Genomic DNA, 19,993 nt, shown 5'->3' on the forward strand with positions numbered 1-19,993 from the left:
TAGTACATGCGAAATAAACGCGTCAATAAGATATTCTGCGCGGCACTGTGCATCTTTTCGAGGCGCCCGATTTTCGGCTTAATGAGCACTTAAACTGTGCACCCCTCCTCCTCGTGGTGAATCGATGAAGAAAAAACTCGCACGTAACAAGGGGCAAGCGGTGGCACGCGCCATCCTCGATATGGACTGGCAGTGGTCGGCTCACTTCGCCGATCTCGGGCTCAACGATCTGAACTACAGCGACCTGTTTTGCCGCATGTGGATGGACGATGAAAGCCATTTCGCCAAGACCGCGCTCTATGAATTCATGCCCGGCGTGAGCCGCCGGACGGCGGTGCGCTATGTGCAGCACCTGATCGACAGCGGCTGGCTGCTGGAGACCGCTTCGGACCAGGATCGCCGCATCAAGCAGGTGAGTCTCGCGGTCTCCATCGAGGAACGGCTGGAGCAATTTCTCGCCTACGTGCATCAGCGTTTTGCCGCATTGGATTGATGTGCCGCCCGTCTGGCATATTTCTCGCTAGTTTCTTCGCCGAGAGGTGCGGCGGCGTCGCATCTTAGGGATGCTAGGGTTCCGGTTCGAAAGAATGTCTGGTCCGAGAGCAGCCCGGTGCACCGGTTCATTCTGCTTTCACGCGAATGGGCAGGTGCACTACACGGCGGGACAAAAGCCCGGGAGATTGGCGATAGCAATGTCTATCGCGCCTCTCCGTGGCCGGCGTTTGTCACCCGCAGATTCCGCAAAGTTCAGCGCACGTCTGATCTGACAGGATCCGGTCATGTTGTCTTATCGCGCAGTCGCCGCGCGATCCAACTCAACTATCGCAATTGACCGGTCTCCTGGAGAAAACGATGAAACGCTTCGCATCCGCTAACTCGTCCTTTAAGTCCCCTGCTGCCGTTGGCCGCGTGCCGTCGTCACGCCGTCTGCGGGGCGTGCTCGCCGCAGCGGCCGCCGCGCTTGCTGTCGGCTTCGCCACAGCGCCGGCGCGCGCCGCGGCGCCGCTCGCCATCGGCTATAGCGACTGGCCCGGCTTCGTCGCCTTCCAGGTCGGTATCGAGAAAGGCTGGTTCAAGGAAGCCGGCGTGGACGTCAACTTTCAGTGGTTCGATTACTCGGCCTCGCTCGATGCGTTCTCCGCCGGCAAGCTCGACGCGGTCGGCGCGACCAACGGCGATGCGCTCGTGACCGGCGCCAGCGGCGCGAAAAACGTAATGATCCTGTTGACCGATTATTCGAGCGGCAACGACATGATCGTGGCCAAACCGCCGATCCGGACCGTGGATGGGTTGAAGGGCAAAAAGGTCGGCGTCGAAATGGGTCTGGTCGATCATCTGCTGCTCGATACGGCGCTCGAGAAACACGCACTGAAGGAATCGGACATCACGCTCGTCAACGCGAAGACGAACGAGTTGCCGCAAGTGCTGTCCTCGTCCGGCGACGTTGCCGCGGTCGGCGCATGGCAACCGAACGCGGGCGAAGCGCTCAAGCGCGTGCCGGGCTCGCGGCCGATCTTCACCTCCGCCGATGCGCCGGGCCTGATCTACGACGCGATCACCGTCAATCCGGTCAGCCTGCAGTCGCGTAAGGCCGATTGGGCCAAGGTCATCAAGGTGTGGTATCGCTGCGTGGCTTATATCAACGATCCGAAGACCCAACCCGATGCCGTGAAAATCATGTCCGCGCGCGTCGGGCTGACGCCGGCACAGTATCTGCCGCTGCTCAAGGGCACACATCTGCTCGACGCCGCCGCGGCGAAGCAGGCGTTCGTCAAGGGCGATGGACTTGACTCGGTCTATGGTTCGAGCGTGAATGCGGATAAGTTCAATGTGCGCAATGCCGTGTACAAACAGTCGCAGAATGTCAGTGCATACATTGATCCGGCCTTGACCAAGGCGCAGTAATTACGTGCTCCCGGCGGGGGAGCCGCCGGCCACATATTGATTTCGTCACCGCCTCATCACGGAGCCTTCAGGATGAAAAAGTCTTTACTCGCGGTTGCGCTCGTCGGCGCATGGACAGTTTCGGCGCATGCGCAGAGCAGCGTGACCCTCTACGGTCTTCTCGACGCAGGTCTGATCTACACGAACAATCAGGGCGGACATAGCAACTGGCAGGAGGTGAGCAGTTCCACGCAGAACACGGTCTTTGGCCTCAAGGGCTCGGAGGATCTCGGCGGCGGCCTGCATGCGATCTTCAAGCTGGAACAGGGCTTCCTTCTGAATAACGGCGCTCAGGCTTTCTCCGGCGATGGGTTCGGCTCGCAGGTATGGGTCGGGCTGCAAAGCGATCCATACGGGACCCTTACGTTCGGTCGCCAGTTTGACGTGATGAACGACCTCGTCGGGCCGATCGCGGCAGGGTTCAATACGTGGGGCGGCAATATGGCCGCGCACCCATTCGATAACGACAACCTCGCGGCGAACTCGGTTGTCGTCAATAACACGGTCAAGTACACCAGTCCGACTTACCACGGCGTGACGTTCGAGACGATGTATGGCTTCAGTAATCAGGCAGGCAACTTTGCGAATAACCGCTCGTACGGCTTCGGCGTGTCCTATTCGGAGGGTCCAATCAATCTTGCCGCCGGATATCTGCAATTCAACAATGCTGGCAGTGGCAGCGGCGCCGTGACCACGGCCGATACCAGCGCGGACTTCCTCGCACAGCGCCAACGTATCTGGTCGCTCGGCGGCAACTATACCTTCGGACCCGCCACCGTCGGGCTGGTCTGGAGCCACACGCAGATGGACAACACGTCAGGCGTTTTCTCGTTCGGCACCGGCACCTATCTCGGCGCAAACGATGACTCCGCCGGAACCCTGACCGGCTCGCTTCGACTCGACAACTATGAAGTGAACGCAAAGTACGCGATCACGTCGGCGTTGAGCGTATCCGGCGCATACACCTACACGCACGGCGCCTATAACGGCTCGTCGCCGGGATGGAATACGGGGATGCTCCAGGCCGATTACGCATTGAGCAAGCGCACCGACTTCTACCTTGAAGGCGTCTATCAGAACGTGCATGGCGCGCCAGCGGACTCCGTGCTGTCGCATGCCATGATCAACACGCTTTCTCCGTCGGCGACGAATACCCAGGTGGCGGTCACGATCGGCATGCGTCACGCGTTCTGAGCGGAGCAAAAATGCCTTCCCGCAAGGCGGAAACTGGCCAGCCGTGACGGCGGCGCCATTAAAGAACCATCGCTGAGATGCCGTAATCAGAGGGGTTACGCATCGTCAACCGGCCCGGCGTGCTTGCGCCGCCGCGGCCCCTACGCATGTGTGCCCTGCTCTCTTCCACACGCTCAGGCACGACCGTCGCCCGACCGGCGTCACGGCCACGCCCTGCGATCAGTCGCCAGCCAGAAATCGATGCATTGCTCGGCGGAAGCCGCAATGAAATCCGCCGCTGCGCTGACCCGAAGGGTTATCCCGGCAAGATCGGCAACAAGCCGTCATACTCTGTCTCTTCTTGCGGCAGGCGGTTCCCGCAATGCAATCGGGAGACTTCGCCAGATCTCCGATCAATGCATGACCGTCCGCCCCGTCTTGTCGACGGCAATTTCCGCGTAGCGTTACGCGTGGTTCATGTGGAGAGCATTTTGTAATGAATCCCCCCGCTATCGTTCCGTTCGCCCAGGACACGGCCGATTCCGGCGCCTTCGTGGGCGGCGCGCCAACGTTTCGCCAACTGGTCCGCATGATCGATCGGGTCGCGCCTACAGATCATCCCCTGCTCATTTTCGGGCCGACCGGTTCGGGCAAGGAACTGGTCGCCCGCCGGGTGCACGCGCACAGCCTGCGCCAGGACCAACCGTTCGTCGACGTCAATTGCGGCGCGATACCAGAGAACCTCGTCGAAGCCGAATTGTTCGGGCACGTCAAAGGCGCGTTTACCGGCGCGGGCGAAAACCGCCAGGGACTCTTCCAGCAGGTCGGCAAGGGCACGCTGCTGCTCGATGAAATCGGCGAACTGCCGCTCGCGCTGCAACCGAAACTGCTGCGGGTACTCGAAACGCGGACCTTCCGTCCGATCGGTTCGTCAACCAGCCTGCACTTCGCAGGGCGCGTGGTTGCCGCGACCCACCGCGACCTCCGCGAACTCGCGCGTGAAGGGCTATTTCGCGAGGACCTGTTCTACCGGCTCGCGGTCTTCGTGCTGGCAGTCCCCGGGCTCGAGCAGCGCGTCGAAGACATCCCCGCGCTAGTCACCCACTTCGCGTCGCAGCATGCGCGTCGTCTTGAGTTTTCACCGGCCGCCATCCGGCGGCTCTCGCAGCACACGTGGCCGGGCCACATCCGGCAATTGCGCAACCTGATCAGCCAGTTGAGCGTGCTCGCCGAAAACACGCATATCGATGTCGACTCGCTCGAGCCGTTTCTCGCCAACGAAGCCAGCGGACCGGGGTCGCGCGCCAGTCTGGCCGACATGCTGCTGCAACTCGAAGGACGCGACAAGCTCGCCGCCGCCGAAGATCTCCTGATCGATCGCGCGCTCGAACGCACAGGCCGCAACAAGAGTGCGGCGGCCGCCTTGCTCGGGGTGGGCCGCAAGACAATCGAGCGGCGTCTGAAGTCGCGCGAGGAACATCACCGGGAAGCGCGCAAGTGTCTCGATCTGGCGAGCGCGCTAATCGAGGAGTCGAAGTTCGCCGAGGCCATTGCGCCGTTGCGCCGCTGTCTCGATGTGCTACAGACGCCGCACGCGCAGGATGCCGTGCGCCGGCTTCAGTTCGACGCCTACCGGTTGCTCGGCATGAGCTTGCGCAGCGTGCACGGCTGGCTGTATGCAGAGGCCACCGCCTGTTACGCCGCCGCGCTGGCCGTCGGCGAAGGTGTCTGCGCGCCCGCCGAAATCGCCGCGATCCAGTTCGGCATCTGGACCACGCAACTGACGACGCTGCAGCTCAAGCAGGCGCGCGCGACCGCGCAGAACATGCTGGAGCGGGCGCAGAACAGCGGGGACCGGGTTTCACTCGACGAAGCCCACGTCGCGATGACCAATACCCTTTTCTGGCTCGGCGACAGCGAGGAAGCGCTCGCCTGTCTCGCGCGCGGCAACCTGCTCGGCGTGGCGCGCAACGACACCCGGACCGGCTCGCAAGGGATCGATCTGGCCAGTCTCGCGCTGACTTTCGAAGGACTCGCCGCGTACCAGATCGGCGCCTTCGGGCAGGCGCGGCGCGCCATGGAGATGCTGATCCTGCGTGCGTCGGAGCCCGGCGCGCATGCGTTCGCTCATGCCGTCAACCTGCAGGGCGCCGCCTGGCTCGCCTGCCTGTTCGACGACGCAGACCGGCTGGGACAGCTCGCGAGCGAACTGGAATCGGTGTCGATCGCGAATGGCTTTGCGTTTTATCGGGGTATCGGCCAGATACTCCGCGCGTGCCACCTCGGCTCGCTCGGCCACGCCGACGAAGCGGAGACTGTCATGCTCGACGGCTACGACAACCACGTCATGTGCAATGGCGGTGCGCTGTTCTATTCCTTCAAGGCGTGGCAGCACGGCGAGGTGCTGCTGCGCGCCGGCCGCGCGAAGACCTGCGAGGCGATTGTCGCCGCCGCGATCGACGAGACCCTCGCCCGCCAGGAACGGGTCTACCTGGGCGAACTGCTGGTCACCCGGGCACGCGCGCAGTGGGCGCAGGGCGACGTGAACGCGGCGGAACTGGGTCTGCGTACCGCGCTGTCAACGGCGCTCGCGTTCGGTTCGGTGCCTGCGCGCGTGGACGCCGCGCGCTACCTCGCGGGCCTGCTGCGCTCCACCGGCCGCACCACCGAAGCCATCGACATCCTCGAACGTGGCGTGCGCTCGCTGACGGTGGACCCGACCACTCGCGTCACCCACGCCGTGAGCCTGCTCGCCGAACTCCAGCACGACGTTTCCTTCAATCCCGACAGTAAGGGAATCGTAAATGGAATGTGAGTTACGCCGTCCCCATGCGGACGAAACGGCCCCTTCAACCTGCCAAAAGCCGTCAATTGGACGAACTCGTCCACTCCCGGACGAATGCCTGGACGATATTGTCCAATGGTGCGACTGAAAATTGCCAGGATTCCCGCCTGTATGCGGTTTCCGCCGACTGGCACGGTCATTGCATAAAGTAAGTCGATATCCGCCATCGCCAGGGAAACCACCCTGGACAGGCGGTAGCGGTGAAAGTCAACCATGACCGCGTTCCACCGGGGATTGTCCGGAACGCGCGTTGAGTCTGTCCGACAAGCCGGGGAACCTGAGAGACCAAAGAAGATCGAGCGCTGCGCCAATATTCAAAGCGCCGATCGATTTTCCAGCGATATCAAGTCGCTAGTAGCAGATTGAGAGGGGCTGTGCTGTTGTTGTAGTTGTGACTATCGTGTGTCGACACATGGCGACTGAATGCTTCCCTAGAGAAGATCGGTGCGATACGTGACTGCGATATGGCGGAATCCGTCTGGCTTTGCACCAGGTGTACCGCTGCGGGGCTCAGCCGCCGTTGCCTCCCTTCCAGGACAAGCAGCGGCGGTCAGCCCTTTTAATGAGCCTGCGCCAGGCGCGGCCAATCCACTGATCCTCCGTAGCGCATTCAAATAATCCGGCTGCGGAACTCGCTCGTCCCGCCACCCCGGCAGATTGTTCTGGATAACCAGGTAAGCGGCGTCGCGAACGGCTCACATGGGTCATCCACGGGGAATTCGAACAATGCACCACCACATTTTCGAAAGCGAACTCGTCCATCTGGAACGCGTTATCGCGTACGCGGCACAGAAACCTTTTTCGCCTGTCTACTGGCGCGATCGCCTCGAACATCTGAAAAATTGTCCGCAAGCACCGCTGTACCGCTACCGCATTGCCCGCCTGTCCCGCCTTGTCGCCGAACTGAGCGGGTAACGCCGGGCTGCGTTTCCTAAGATTCGACTTGCCCTGCCGCAATGTCCTCGAGCGACCTGCCGCGTGTCGGCACCCCCATGAGTACGACTGCCAACGCACCGATCAGCAGCACAAGCGTCGTCGCACCGAACACCCCCGCAAAGCCTAGCAGCGGATAGACGTACCCGACGAGGATAGGCGCCGCAATCGCCCCCAGCCGGCCAATTGACGAAGCGAGCCCCGTGCCGGTTGCGCGCACGTCGGTAGGAAAAACCTCCGGGGTATAAGCGTAAACGCCCGCATAGGTGCCGTTCATGAAGAACGAAAGCAGGATGCCCGACACCATGATGCCGGTGTCCGTCCCCGTCAACGCAAGGCCGAGTGCCGATACCCCGCCCAGGATCATGTATGACGCGATGGTGGCCTGCCGGCCGATCTTCTCGTTGAGCCACGCGCCTGAAAAGTATCCCGGGATCTGTGCAATGTAAATCACGAGCGAGTATGAAAAGCTTCGCGTGATCGTCATCCCGTTCTGAACCAGCAGGCCAGGAATCCACGTGAAAAAGGCGTAATAGCTGAACGTGATGGATAGCCACATCAGCCACGTCATTGCCGTAATGCGCGCGAGTTTCGCGGACCACAACGCCTTGACGTTCGCGACGATTGAGGCCTTTCCGGCTGCGAGCGGAACGCCGCCGTCGCGCACGGAAGACACGGGTTCCAACTGGACACCCGCCTGGGTCAACTCCGCCTCCATCCGCGACACGATCGCATCGGCCTCCGCATGCCGGTCGCGCGCTTCGAGCCAGCGCGGCGACTCGGGCAACGCGCGGCGCCACCAGAGCAGCATCAGAATGGGCAGCGCCGTGATGACCATGACTGCGCGCCATGCGTTCGGTGCGAGCGGGATCACCAGATAGCCAAGCAATGCAGCCGCCACGAAGCCGAAGGAGAAAAATCCCGCGAGGCTGCCGGTAAAACTGCCGCGATATCGCCGCGCCACGAACTCCGAGAGAAACGGCGCGACGATGGCGCTTTCCGCGCCCGTCCCCAATCCGGCGACAATGCGCGTCCCAAGAAAAAATCCCCAATCATTCGCTAGCGCGCTGGCAAGCGACGCTACACAGTAAATCACCAGCGCGTACATCATGACCTTGCGGCGGCCGATGATGTCGCCGAGCATGCCCGCGAGCATCGCACCCGCGAAATAGCCGATGAACGTGCCGCTTCCCAGCACGCCGGTCTGCACACTCGTCAGCCCCCATTGCGTGCGCAGCACCGGCAGCAGGAACGCGAGCACGGCAGCGTCCATCGCATCGAAGGTATAGCCAAGACCGCCCATCAGCAGCAGACGGCGGTGAAAACCTGAAAACGGCAAGCGTTCGATGCGGGCGGAAATCATCGTCATGAACAGACTCCGGTAAAGACTGTGGGGCGCCGCGGACGCAGGGTCGTACGCTCAATGACTTTCGAGCTCGTTGACGAAGATCCGCCCGTCCTTCATCACGAGCGGAATATGCTCGCCCTGACCCAAGAGGCAATCGACGGACTTCAGGGGATTGCCATCGACCACCAGCACATCGGCATGGGCACCCGGCATGATTCGGCCGAGCTTGTCCTGCATGCCGAGCACTTCCGCTCCCACGAGCGTCGCGCTCGCGATCACTTCGGCGGGTGACATCACTTCGGCCAGGATGCGGAATTCATCGCTTTGCAGACGCTGCGCCTCGCCGAGCAGATCAGTGCCGAAGCCCATCTTGACCCCGGCGCGCTTCATGATGTCGATCGAGTGCAGGCCGGCGCCATGCACGTCCGCGACCTTGGCAATGCTGGCCGGCGGCAAGCCATATTTCTCGCCTTCACTTGCGAGGGCGTCGTATGTGACAAGGGTTGGCACCACGTATGCGCCGTGCTCGGCGACGAGACGGGCGGTCTCATCGTCGATCAGATTGCCGTGCTCGATCGTGCGCACGCCACAGCGCACCGCACGCGCGATCGCCGCGGGCGTATACGCATGCGCCAGCACATAGGTGCCACGCCCCTCGGCTTCGGCCACGATGGCGCGGATCTCGTCTTCGGAGTAACCGAATGCGCCGACCGGATCGGTCGGCGACGCAACCCCGCCCGACGCCATGATCTTGATCTGGTCCGCGCCCATCTGCAGTTCCTCGCGCACGGCCCGGCGCACTTCATCGACGCCGTCCGCCACGCGGCCAAGCGCGCCGACGCGCACGCAGCATCCGCAGGGCGCATCGGGCGGCATGTAATCGGAGCGGGCGCGCGGATCGGCATGCCCACCCGTCTGACTCAATGCGCGGCCGGATACGAACAGACGTGGACCTTCGATGAGCCCTGACTCGACCGCCTGCTTGAATGGATACCCGGCTCCGCCGGCGTCGCGCACGGTGGTGAAGCCGCGCCGCAGCATCGCGCGCATGATCGGCACCGCGCGCAGCGTAACCAGCACGTTAGGCAGCGTCGCGACGCGCGGCAGGTTGAACTCGATCGCGACGACATGCACATGCAGATCGATCAGACCCGGCATGATGGTTTTGCCTTTGACGTCGATCACATGCGCGTTGCTGCTTTTTATCGGCTTGTCGGACACTTCGCGCACGAAGCCGTCTTCGATCAGGACTTCGAAGCCTTCCAGCAGATCAGGACGGGTAGGATCGAGAAGCGCACCGTTACGTAACAGGAACGTGGTCAAGTGTTGTCTCCTTCAGGGTTCGATCACAGCGCCCGCCATCCAGGCTCCATCTCGAGTATGCAGGCTGGCGGATGGGAGCGCTGCCAGGATTTTCATCAGGATCGGTCGGATCAGGTATTCGCGGCGATCATCGCGGCCGCCGCGCCCTCGCCTGTTCTGTTCCGTTCCGTCGGCTCAGGTGTTGCCCTGGTTTTGAGCTGCTTTCTCAATGGTGCGACAATCGAACGAGGACAAGCCCCTCAGAACATCGTACGCCGCTCGTCCACTCAACCAAAGAGGACAAGAACATGCGTCGATACATCTATCTCGCGGCCTTGCCTGCCGCCTTTGTTGCCGGCATGTTTGCGTCCCATCTGGGCACGCTGGCGCACGCCCAGTCGTCAAACGCACCGCTGACGGCGCAGATCATTGATCTCGCTGCCTTAACCGATGCCGACCTCGGCGCACAGATTCCGAACATGGGTACCTTGCGTTCGAAGGGGCTGGTCGTCACGCCAAGCGGGACCGTCGCAGTGCAGAGCGGCAACGTCCCCAAACATACGCATCAAGGTTCCGACGAAGTCCAGTATGTGATTTCCGGAAGCGGCACGTTCTGGCTTGGTAACGAACAGCGCCAGATTCACCCCGGCGAGCTGATCATTATCCCGAAGGGCACCGTCCATGCGGGTGCGCAGGCGACGAACGGCGAATTCAAGGTCCTTTCCATCAAACTGCCGCCGCAGGCGTCAGGCGACATGCAGATGGTTCCCTGACGGGAGCTAACGCGCCTCCCCGTCGATCACCGACCGGTGGCGGCGCCATTCGATTCGGTGATCCTGCGGGATAGGCAGGAATGACGGGGATAGCAGAGGTTTTCGAACTGGCTGGGCGCCAACCCCTGGGCGCTAACCCTATACGAAGTGATGAGCAGCACCATCTGACTATCTGACTCTGACATCCATTCGCACGGCTAGTAAGCGGGCCCGCGTTGGATTAAGTTTTTCTTTCCAGACAGGAGGATGACAATGGCCTATGTACAAGCATCCGTTTCCAGGCGCTTATTTACTGCTTCAGTATGGGTCGGGACACTGGCGATTTTCCTGCCCCTCTCCTCTCAAGCCCAAACTGCACAACCTGCGGCAGCAACAGCGAGCACCACGCAAGACCAGCAGGCCGGCGATACTTCGATACGTCCGTTCCAGTTCCACGCATCAGATGAAGCGCTCGCCGACCTCCGCCGACGCGTTGTCGCGACCAAGTGGCCAAGCCGCGAACTGGTGAACGATGCGACACAGGGCGTGCAGCTCGCGACCATGCAGAAGCTCGCGCAATACTGGACCACCGACTACGACTGGCGGAAAGTCGAGGCGAGGTTGAATGCGCTGCCGCAGTTTGTGACCAACATTGATGGCGTGGACATTCATTTCATCCACGTTCGTTCGAAAAATAAGAACGCGCTGCCGATCATCGTGACACACGGATGGCCCGGCTCCATCATCGAACAACTGAAGATCATCGATCCGCTCACTAATCCGACGGCGCACGGCGGAAAAGCATCGGACTCCTTCGACGTGGTTATCCCGTCACTGCCGGGATACGGGTTCTCTGGAAAGCCCACGGTGACCGGCTGGGATCCGCAACATATCGCACGCGCCTGGACCGTGCTGATGAAGCGGCTCGGGTACAAACGGTTTGTCGCGCAAGGCGGCGATTGGGGTGACGCGGTGACCGAGCAGATGGCCGTGCAAGCGCCGCCCGAACTCATCGCTATTCACACCAACATGCCGGGTGCGGTCCCACCCGCGATCGAAACGGCGCTGCATTCCGGCGGTCCGCCGCCGGCCGGACTTTCGCCGGACGAGCAATATGCGTATGGCCAGCTCGACTTCTTCTATAAACATGGTCTTGCCTATGCCCAGGAAATGACGAACCGGCCACAGACGCTATACGCCACCGATGACTCCCCCGTCGGCCTCGCCGCCTGGATGCTTGACCATGACGCGCGCAGTTATGCGCTGATCGCCCGGGTCTTCGACGGCCAGCACGAAGGCCTGACACGAGACGATGTGCTGGATAACGTCACCCTCTACTGGTTGACCAACACCAGCGTCTCGTCGGCGCGTCTGTACTGGGAAAACAAGCTCGCCTTCTTCGCGCCAAAGGGAATCAAAATTCCGGTTGCGGTCAGCGCGTTTCCCGACGAGCTCTATCAGGCGCCGAGGAGTTGGGTGGTCCTGGCTTTCCCGAACCTCCTGTTCTACAACCGGCAGCCGAAGGGCGGCCACTTTGCCGCATGGGAGCAACCCGAAGCCCTCACGCAAGACCTGAGGGCGGCATTCAGACCGCTGCGTTAATGCGGCGTTAATACGGCGTTATGCGGCTTTAATGCGACGCTAGCGCAATGTCATGCGGACGCTGGGAAACCATCGTCCGCGTGATGCGTCGAGTTGGCGGGACGGGTCGAGGTTACCCGCAACCTCGCGGTGCGAACGAACAGACAGACACACCGCGCCGGATTTCTCTAGAGTTGAAGGATCGCCAGTCATTGACTGGCGACGTTGCGCTGGCTTTCAGCGTGAGTTCAATCTACGGGAAAACCAAATGAGAACATCTCTTCACAAGGAAATATCGACCGAATGCAACGGGCACGGCGCGCCTGCCCTGCACACCAACAGCGCGCCGCTGGCGCTCAAGCGCATGATTCACCCAGAAGAGATACGGGACAATTTGCCCGCCGGTCAAGGCGGCATCGGCTTTCTGTTTCACGCTACGGACTGGGATACGCTTTCATTTTCATTTCACAATGTAAAACACAGAAACGCCTCGTTCGAAGAAGAGCTTTGGGGAACCAGGCCTTTTATTGCCTCACCGATCTATTCGGGCTCCCAGGTCATCGGGGCCAATATTGCGTGCCCGGTCCCGCTCGAGTTGTGGCTCGGGAGCCCGCGCGGCATCAAACGGTTTCGGGAGACGCAATTTTTCCCGGCCCTGGAGCTGGCAAGACAGGCGGGATTGACCATGGTGGCAATGGGCGCTTCCACGCCTTATGCCTGTAACTATGGCGCGCTTCCGCGGCACACCAAACCCCCTCATATCACCACCGGTCACGCCGCCACCGCGGCGATGCTGAAGGACTGGGCCATCCATTGCTGCAACGATCTCGATCTGGAGTTCGGCAAGACAAAGCTCGCGCTGTTTGGCGCGGCCGGACGGCTCGGCACGACGGTGGCCAAATACCTGCTCTACAAAGATGCCCCGAAGGAGCTTGTTCTTATCGATTTGCCGGATAAGGTGAACCTGCTCACCGAACAAGCCAGGGAGTTGATGGCAACGGATCTGCTGGGACGCACCCGGGTCTCGGTGCACACCTTTAGCCCCGACACCCAACTGCCGGCGTTCGACGGTGCGATCCTCGCCAGCAGTACCAGTGTCCCCTACCTCACCGCCGCCGACCTCAAACGGGCGCAGTTCTGGATCGACGACTCCCACCCGCGGGCAGCGAGCGTCGAGGCCGAACTCGCGTCACGAGGCCATACGCTATATATTGAGTGCTTCGCGCGCGGTCCAGCCGGACTCGACACCAGATTCCCGTTCAGACTGCCGACCACCCGCGATTGCTATACCTGTTTCGCCGAAGGCTACGCAGCCTGGCAGGAAGGCATCGCTTCCGATTTCATTATCGGCAGCCCGCCCGTGTGGTCCGTTTCCTATACTCACGGTCTTCTGAAGAAGTACGGGTTTTCGGTCGGGCCGTTTCATGGGAAAGACGGTTCGCCGATCACCCAGCATATGCAACATCGCGACAAAGCTGAACTGATAGGGTCGTAAACGTCATTGGAGGCCTGATGGTGATACCGCGCGAGAGCATGCGGGATGTGCTGGAACGAAGCCGGTTTGCAATTCGATGGGGCGGCGCACTGGGCCTCCTGTGCCACCCCATCTACTACGTTGTCTGGACCTATGTCCTGCCACAGCCGTACGACAATCTCTTTCTTCGCCTGAGTGCGGCGCTGATCTGTATTCCATTGATCTTTCAGGCGCGCTGGCCAAAGCGGCTCAACCGCTTCCTGCTGATCTACTGGCATTGCTGCCTGATCTACGTACTGCCATTTGTTTGCACGTTCCTTGCGATCAGAAATTCATTCTCCACTATGTGGATGATGACCGAGGTCATGATGATCTTCATTATGGCTTTGTGTATCGACAACCCGTTTTTGCTCATGGGCTGCATCGGCATCGGCGTATTTTCCGGCGCGCTGGCGGCGGTGCTGAGCTCGCCGGTACCCATCGTTCTGAGTACGGCCAACCAGTCGGATCTCGCCTTGTTGCCGGTTGTTGTCTTGTGCAGCATGGCCTTCAGCCATGCAATCAGCAAAGGGCGCATCTTCGTTGAAAAGAATCGGGCCTTGCAGGCGCTCGCGGGCTCGATCGCCCACGAAATGCGTAATCCTCTCAGCCAGCTGAAGCATGTTCTGGATCGCGTGGAAGAGGCGCTACCCGCGACGACCGAACCCGACCGCGCGCAGGCTTTCTCCCATGAGGGCGCGGCGCTGCTTTATCGTCATGTCGCCCACGGCCAATTGTCGATTGAGCGAGGCCTGCGCATCATCGCGATGACGCTGGACGAAGTCAGCGCAAAACCCATTCGCTCGGACTACCTCACCTATCTGAGTGCGGCGGCCACCACTCGTAAAGCGCTGGACGAATATGGCTTCGCCGATAAAAAGGAGCGCGGCAAGGTCAGACTCGTGGTGCTCGAAGATTTCACCTTCAAGGTGGATGAGACCGTCTATCTGTTCACCCTGTTCAATCTGATCAAGAACGCGCTCCATCACATTGCCACGCATCCTCAGGCAACGCTCACACTCACGGTGGACCGCCAAGCCGTGATCGTTCACGATACGGGCGCCGGCATTTCGCCCGACATCCTGCCGCATCTGTTCGAGCCCTTCCGTAGCGCGGGCAATGCGGATGGCACCGGGCTCGGGCTGGCTTACTGCCAACGCGCGATGCGCGCATTCGGCGGAACGATCGGCTGCCGGTCGGAGGTCGGACGGTTCACACAGTTCACGCTGCAATTTCCAGTCGTCTCCGAAAGCGAAGTCGCGGAGCACGAGCGCAAGATTTTTGAACGTGCCACACCGGTTTTCGCCGGCAAGCACATCCTCCTCGTAGACGACGACACCGGCCAGCGGCTGAGAACCCGCCGTGCATTGTTGAAGGTGGGCGCGCAGGTGAGCGAAGCGGAAAACGGCCAGATTGCATTGGACCTGCTCCGGCAGTCTCCCTGCGACCTCGTATTGATGGACGTGAACATGCCGGTTCTGGACGGCTACACGACTACCGAGAAAATCCGCGCCGGTCGTGAACATCCGAACTGGAACGTCCTGATCGCCGCCTATACCGCGGAGCCGGGCAATGTGGCACGCGTTCTTGCGCGCCGCGCCGGCATGGACGACATGGTCAGCAAATCGTGCAGCGTGGTGGAGTTGATCACCGCACTCCAGACGCTGTTCGAGAACGGCAATCGGCATCATCTGGGCCAGCGATTCGACGGCTTCTCCGGCAAATCGATTCTGATCGCGGACGACGACACGTACAGCAGGCTGGTCGCCAAAGCCTATCTGGAGCGATTCGGCGCGAGCGTCGTCGAGGCCGAACACGGACAGGCCGTGCTGGCCCGGTTGCAGGAGGACAGCAGCATTGATGCCATTGTGATGGATTTGAACATGCCGGGAATGGGCGGCGTGGAGACCACCGCGTTGATTCGCGCCCGCTCCGACTCATACGCCAGAGTGCCGATCATTGCGTTGAGCAGTCAATCCGATATCGAGGCGGTGCAGGCATGCCTCGCTGCGGGTATGGACGAGGTCATGGTCAAGCCGGTGCAGGTCGGCTCTCTTTATGCCTGCCTCGCACGACAGTTTGCCCAGCGGCGCGGATTGGCTGCTTCAGCGAAGGCAGATACAGATCGGTCAGAAACGCCGGCCACGCCGACCGGCAAGCCAGCACCGATCGAAGAAGACCATCTGCTTGACGAGAAGCATCTCGAAGAACTGGTGGCGCTCGATCTGCTGGACCCGTCGTTCCTCAACGGCGTGGAGCAGATTCGCCTCCTCGTGGCGCGACTCGCCACCAGTGTGGCGGCCCGTGACCTTGAATCCACGCACGGCGCCTTGCACCTTCTGCTTGGCGTCAGCGGCAATCTCGGCGCGAAAGCGCTGCATCAATTCGCGAGGCAGATTTATCCGCGCGTGGCTGCAGGCCAATGGCCTTCGGAGGCTGACTGGCTTGCGCGGATCCGCACCTTGGGCAACCGTTCAGCCGATGCGCTGCAGGCCTATTTCGCTACGGCAAAAGTGCGTCAGGATCATCGGGATTTACTGAACGATCGATAGCCCGCGAGATAGCCCGCGAGCGCTGTGCGGCGTCGTTGTCGACGAGAAGTTGTCGATCTCACTTCCACGCCACCGGCGTTTCCGACGGCACCGCGTCGTCAGGGGTATCCACTTCACTCTTGAAGCTGGGAAAAGCCATGGTGACCGTGGTGCCCTCACCCAACGCGGATTCGATCCGCAGGCTCCCACCAAACGATTGCATGATGCGGTTGCAAAAGATCATGCCCATACCGTGCCCGCCGGACCCGGCGTGAGTCGTAACAGGATCGAGCAGCAGACGCGCTTTTATTTCCGGTGCGATCCCCGGCCCATTGTCGCGCATACGGATTTCCGGTTCGGGGGCGCCCTGCACCTCCAGCCGCAACGCGGGCGCGTTTGAGCCCTCGAGCGCACGCAAAGCATTGGACAGTAGCGAAGAGAGTACGAGCGCCACGCAATTGGGCATGGCGGGCACAACGAAATCCCCCTGCACGTCAACCTTGATCCAGTCGCGCTGCGCGCCGGTAAACGGATAGGTATCGAGCAAGGTGGCGATCAGTCGCGTTGCCGTGACCTCGCGGAGTCCGCTGCCCGCGGCCGACTGCTGGCCGCCGCTTTTGTGCACGGTTGCCCAGAACGACGAGATCAGCATCAGGCAATACTGCGCGTTACTGAGCATTGACGTTGCCGCGCGGCCAATTTCCCGTTGGCGCTCCGGATCGTATTGCTCGGCCACGTCGCTCTCCACGGAGCGCGCAAAGAGCGAGATCGTGGCCAGCGGCGTATTCAATTCGTGGGCGAGGAACGCGAGGGTCTCGTTCATCGCCAATAGACGTTGTTGACGCGTTTCCCGCTCGGCGTAACGCGCGATCGCCAGTTTCAGTACCTCGCGCACCAATTCCGCTCGAAGCGGCTTTTCAAGGATGCGGAAGATGTCACCGCTATTGACCGTCTGCAGCAACATGTCCTTATCCGCATAGGCCGTCACCAGGATGCGCACGATTTGCGGATACTCCTGCGCGACCTGGCGCAGCAGATCATCGCCATCGCGCCCCGGCATGCGGAAATCAGTCACCAGGACGGCTATCTCCGACCCGTACTTGCTGAGAACCGCCATCGCCTCGTCTGCGCCAGCAGCCACGTGCACACGGTAGTCTTCGCGGATCGCGCGCGCGAAATGGTTGCGCGACATCTCATCGTCGTCGACGAAGAGCACGGAAAACGGCGCTTGCATCGTGTCACGCATCGTGTCGCTCATCGCATTCTCAGCAGGTTCAGCAGGTTCAGCAGGTCACGGCGGGTCGGAATCGGGCAGAGCCGATTTTTGCGGGGGCATAACTGGATTGCCGGATTGCTCCATTGGCGGAGCGACGTTTATTCTAGCATTCAGGGTCTGCACACCGTTGTCGACGAAACCGGACCGCGGGTTTCCATTTATGCCGAAACGCTCGTCACCCACGGCATGTTTTTTATGCGCTCGACGATCGAATCCACCCACTCGCACGGCGCCTGGGCGAGCGCGATTGTGATTTCTTCAAAGCCGTTGCCTGGGAACGTCGCGACATCCACTTTCTCGACGTTGCTCGAAAACGGCAACAATACCTGCCAGATTGCCGCAATGCGCATACTGTCCACCCCCGCACGCACCACAATCCGATGACGGCCCGCACTATCCATTGCCGGCAATTGCAACTCCGTTCCGCTGTTTCCACTGGTCATGCCTATTCCCTTTTTAGTTTGCTATTGCGCGTCTCTCTACGCGGTGTCCAGATGCTGACTCAATCCGCCTGCTTTACTCAGGTATCTTCACAATTCCACACAGCCTTTTCAGCAAGGCATCGGCATGTTCCCGATCAACCCTTGATATCTCGTCCTGGCGCAGTATCGTCTCAACGCGCTGACGCCAATAGTCTGGATTGTTGATCAGAGATGTAGAAGCGATTGATGCACCGCTTGATATTATTCTTTCAAGCGTTGTTACTATTGTTTCGAGGTGCGAAAGATCATTCTTATAAGAAGCGTCATTCTTCATGGCATTCCCGGCTAACTTTTTTTAACGCCTTTCGTTCAGGCCATTTGAGTTCGCGCACGATACCGCCGCGCGCCAGAATCGCGATTCACAGGCAATGTCCGAGATGAGAATCCCGACGGATGGCGCAGCAGTCGCATGGCGATCACCCGTGCGGCATCGTCGATCGACAATCCAATCCATGTTTCGCCAAGGGGGCACTCATCCAGGAATAAAGCGACGCAGTTCAGCGTGGCCGGCAACCGATCAAACTGCCCCGAAGCGTTCCGCTAGCTCACGCGGGCATTGCCGCTCGACTTTGCCGGGCCTGACGCCGGCGCGGTGTCCGTGGACTGGCATGCCTGCGCCATGGCTGTGGCTTGGGCGGTAGCCTTACGCATCGCGTCATAGGCGGCGCCGGCACTGGCAACAGCCGACTTCAGCACAGTGACCGCGGCTTCGGAACCGGCCGGCGCATGCCTCGCAAAGTTGTCGACAGCCGTCTGCAACCTGGCATTGGACTGGGTGTAGCGCGCCTCGATCACCTTCAGAATCCCGGCTTGTGCGCTATTGGCGATTTCAAGGACGTGACGGTGATACGACAGCGCGTTCTCCGCGACGGGTTGCGCGGCGTTGGCTTGATGAACAAATAGTTCGACTGGCGTCTTGCCGGAAACCGCCGCCTGCCAGGCCTGCTCGCTCTCCGCAAGCGTGGCCTTGACCGTTTGCAGGTTCAACCTGACCAGCCCTTCAAAACACTGGAACGTCTGCTGCGCCAACGCAAACGCGGTGGAAATGTTGTCACTTTGCACCGACAAAAATTGCTCAGGCGTCGAGAAATACACTGCTCACTCCTTTCGTTCAACGTGTCAGCATCATCAGGATGGGACATGAAAACAGCGGAACCTGACAAATTGATGACATGTCTGGCCCCGCTAACATGTGCAGATCCTTCTGCAATGCAGCATTAGATGAAACATTCTAACTTTGTTAAATCGAAGGGTGGCGCACAGTTTTGCAAGTAATTACCCTGGGTGGCGCTCGCGCTTTTTGACTGAGGATAGGGACGAACGCCAACCCTGTGGCTTCGCGGCTGGAATAAAGACGGTCATGGTGAGATCCGACGTACTTTGAAATTCGACGCTCTTTAGCGGTCTTCGACCAACTCGCCGAGCCGCGACAAAAAGAGCTTAAGGATGGGCGATGTGTTGGCGCGGCTATAGCCCAGCACCAGATCAACGGTCGGCACTTCTCCTGCGAGCGGCCGGCTGACCACCGACCAGGGCAGCAGGTTCTCCAAGTAGGCCGGCATCAAGGCCAGGCCACGTGTTGAAGCCACCAGTGACATCACCATCGCCGGGTTGTCCACGCCCTGCGTCGGCGTCAGCACAACGCCCTCGCGCTCCAGATAGGCATCGACCACCGCTCTCAGCACGTGGGCCTTGTTGGCCATGGCCACGAAGGATTGCCCTACCAGTTCTTGCGGACGGATGGATTCATGCGATGCCAGCGCGTGGTCGCTCGGCATCAGCACCACGAAAGGCTCCTGCGCCACCGTGGTGTAGTCCAGATCGAAGCCAGGCTCCGCACGCAGGAATGCCAGATCCAGCCGGCCGCGCGCCAAGGCATCGGCAAGGTCCGGTGAGTAGTCACTGGAGACGGTGACGTCGATGTTGGGCAACTGATCCCGCAGCAAATGCATTGCCTTGGGCAGCCAGCTCATCTCCTGCCCAGTCAGGAAGCCCAGCGCAAAACGCTGCTTGCTGGGCTGCGCCGCCCGGCGCGCCGCTTCCACGGCCGCATCCACCTGGCTCAGCGCCAGACGCGCATGGTCGATGAAGGCCTTGCCGGCCTCCGTCAGTTCGACACCGCGGGCGCTACGGGTCAGCAGCTCCGCGCCCACCTGATCCTCCAGGTCGCGGATCTGCCGGCTCAGCGACGGCTGTGACGTGTGCAGCCTTTGCTCGGCCGCCACGGTCAGGCTGCCGGTCTCGGCCACGGCAATGAAGTAGCGCAAGTGTCTCAGTTCCACTCGAATCTCCATCAGTTCCCATGCTTCGCGA

General features: G+C 60.9%; 16 protein-coding genes and 1 riboswitch. Of the genes, 9 read left to right on the forward strand and 7 right to left on the reverse strand.

Annotated features, from left to right (window positions below; all coding sequences use genetic code 11):
* Positions 1-124 precede the first annotated feature (124 nt).
* The 5 genes from PQR27_RS11345 to PQR27_RS11365 all read left to right on the forward strand — a co-directional run bounded on the left by PQR27_RS11345 (position 125) and on the right by PQR27_RS11365 (position 6,877).
* Entirely contained in the window at positions 125-493 is a 369-nt protein-coding gene (locus PQR27_RS11345) for a MarR family transcriptional regulator (RefSeq protein ID WP_408523746.1), read from the forward strand.
* 62 nt (positions 494-555) lie between these two features.
* A riboswitch (guanidine-I (ykkC/yxkD leader) is annotated at positions 556-681 on the forward strand.
* Between the two features lie 171 nt (positions 682-852).
* On the forward strand, positions 853-1,905 hold the full coding sequence (locus PQR27_RS11350) for an ABC transporter substrate-binding protein (RefSeq protein WP_408523747.1): 1,053 nt from the start codon (positions 853-855) through the stop codon (positions 1,903-1,905).
* Positions 1,906-1,977: 72 nt separating this feature from the next.
* On the forward strand, positions 1,978-3,138 hold the full coding sequence (locus PQR27_RS11355; protein ID WP_408523748.1) for a porin: 1,161 nt from the start codon (positions 1,978-1,980) through the stop codon (positions 3,136-3,138).
* 475 nt (positions 3,139-3,613) lie between these two features.
* Positions 3,614-5,932 carry a sigma-54 interaction domain-containing protein gene (locus PQR27_RS11360; RefSeq protein ID WP_408523749.1) on the forward strand — a complete coding sequence of 773 codons (2,319 nt, stop codon included), beginning with the start codon at positions 3,614-3,616 and terminating at the stop codon, positions 5,930-5,932.
* 756 nt (positions 5,933-6,688) lie between these two features.
* Entirely contained in the window at positions 6,689-6,877 is a 189-nt protein-coding gene (locus PQR27_RS11365; protein ID WP_408523750.1) for a hypothetical protein, read from the forward strand.
* Positions 6,878-6,893: 16 nt separating this feature from the next.
* Here the strand turns inward: PQR27_RS11365 and PQR27_RS11370 are convergent, their stop codons facing one another.
* On the reverse strand, positions 6,894-8,264 hold the full coding sequence (locus tag PQR27_RS11370) for an MFS transporter (protein WP_408523751.1): 1,371 nt from the start codon (positions 8,262-8,264) through the stop codon (positions 6,894-6,896).
* A gap of 51 nt (positions 8,265-8,315) precedes the next feature.
* On the reverse strand, positions 8,316-9,566 hold the full coding sequence (locus tag PQR27_RS11375) for a metal-dependent hydrolase family protein (protein ID WP_408523752.1): 1,251 nt from the start codon (positions 9,564-9,566) through the stop codon (positions 8,316-8,318).
* Between the two features lie 287 nt (positions 9,567-9,853).
* Between PQR27_RS11375 and PQR27_RS11380 the strand changes: the two genes are divergently transcribed.
* The 4 genes from PQR27_RS11380 (at position 9,854) to PQR27_RS11395 (ending at position 15,943) form a co-directional block, all read left to right on the forward strand.
* Entirely contained in the window at positions 9,854-10,318 is a 465-nt protein-coding gene (locus PQR27_RS11380; RefSeq protein ID WP_408525465.1) for a cupin domain-containing protein, read from the forward strand.
* Positions 10,319-10,570: 252 nt separating this feature from the next.
* Positions 10,571-11,899, forward strand: a complete 1,329-nt coding sequence (locus PQR27_RS11385) for an epoxide hydrolase family protein (protein WP_408523753.1) — start codon at positions 10,571-10,573, stop codon at positions 11,897-11,899.
* A gap of 247 nt (positions 11,900-12,146) precedes the next feature.
* Positions 12,147-13,373 carry a hypothetical protein gene (locus tag PQR27_RS11390; protein WP_408523754.1) on the forward strand — a complete coding sequence of 409 codons (1,227 nt, stop codon included), beginning with the start codon at positions 12,147-12,149 and terminating at the stop codon, positions 13,371-13,373.
* A 17-nt stretch (positions 13,374-13,390) separates the two neighbouring features.
* A complete protein-coding gene (locus tag PQR27_RS11395; RefSeq protein ID WP_408523755.1) occupies positions 13,391-15,943 on the forward strand; it encodes an ATP-binding response regulator in 2,553 nt (850 codons plus the stop codon).
* A 58-nt stretch (positions 15,944-16,001) separates the two neighbouring features.
* Here the strand turns inward: PQR27_RS11395 and PQR27_RS11400 are convergent, their stop codons facing one another.
* The 5 genes from PQR27_RS11400 to PQR27_RS11420 all read right to left on the reverse strand — a co-directional run bounded on the left by PQR27_RS11400 (position 16,002) and on the right by PQR27_RS11420 (position 19,962).
* On the reverse strand, positions 16,002-17,168 hold the full coding sequence (locus tag PQR27_RS11400) for a hybrid sensor histidine kinase/response regulator (protein WP_408525466.1): 1,167 nt from the start codon (positions 17,166-17,168) through the stop codon (positions 16,002-16,004).
* 188 nt (positions 17,169-17,356) lie between these two features.
* The gene (locus tag PQR27_RS11405; RefSeq protein WP_408523756.1) at positions 17,357-17,641 is read right to left on the reverse strand and encodes a hypothetical protein; all 285 of its coding nucleotides are present in this window, start codon (positions 17,639-17,641) and stop codon (positions 17,357-17,359) included.
* Between the two features lie 73 nt (positions 17,642-17,714).
* Positions 17,715-17,954, reverse strand: a complete 240-nt coding sequence (locus PQR27_RS11410; RefSeq protein WP_408523757.1) for a hypothetical protein — start codon at positions 17,952-17,954, stop codon at positions 17,715-17,717.
* Between the two features lie 266 nt (positions 17,955-18,220).
* Positions 18,221-18,775, reverse strand: coding sequence for a phasin family protein (locus PQR27_RS11415; protein ID WP_408523758.1), 555 nt, complete (start codon positions 18,773-18,775; stop codon positions 18,221-18,223).
* Positions 18,776-19,077: 302 nt separating this feature from the next.
* On the reverse strand, positions 19,078-19,962 hold the full coding sequence (locus tag PQR27_RS11420; RefSeq protein WP_408523759.1) for a LysR family transcriptional regulator: 885 nt from the start codon (positions 19,960-19,962) through the stop codon (positions 19,078-19,080).
* Positions 19,963-19,993: the final 31 nt, after the last annotated feature.

It is taken from the genome of Paraburkholderia fungorum (assembly GCF_046027215.1).
In the GTDB taxonomy this organism is placed as follows: Bacteria; Pseudomonadota; Gammaproteobacteria; order Burkholderiales; family Burkholderiaceae; genus Paraburkholderia; species Paraburkholderia fungorum_D.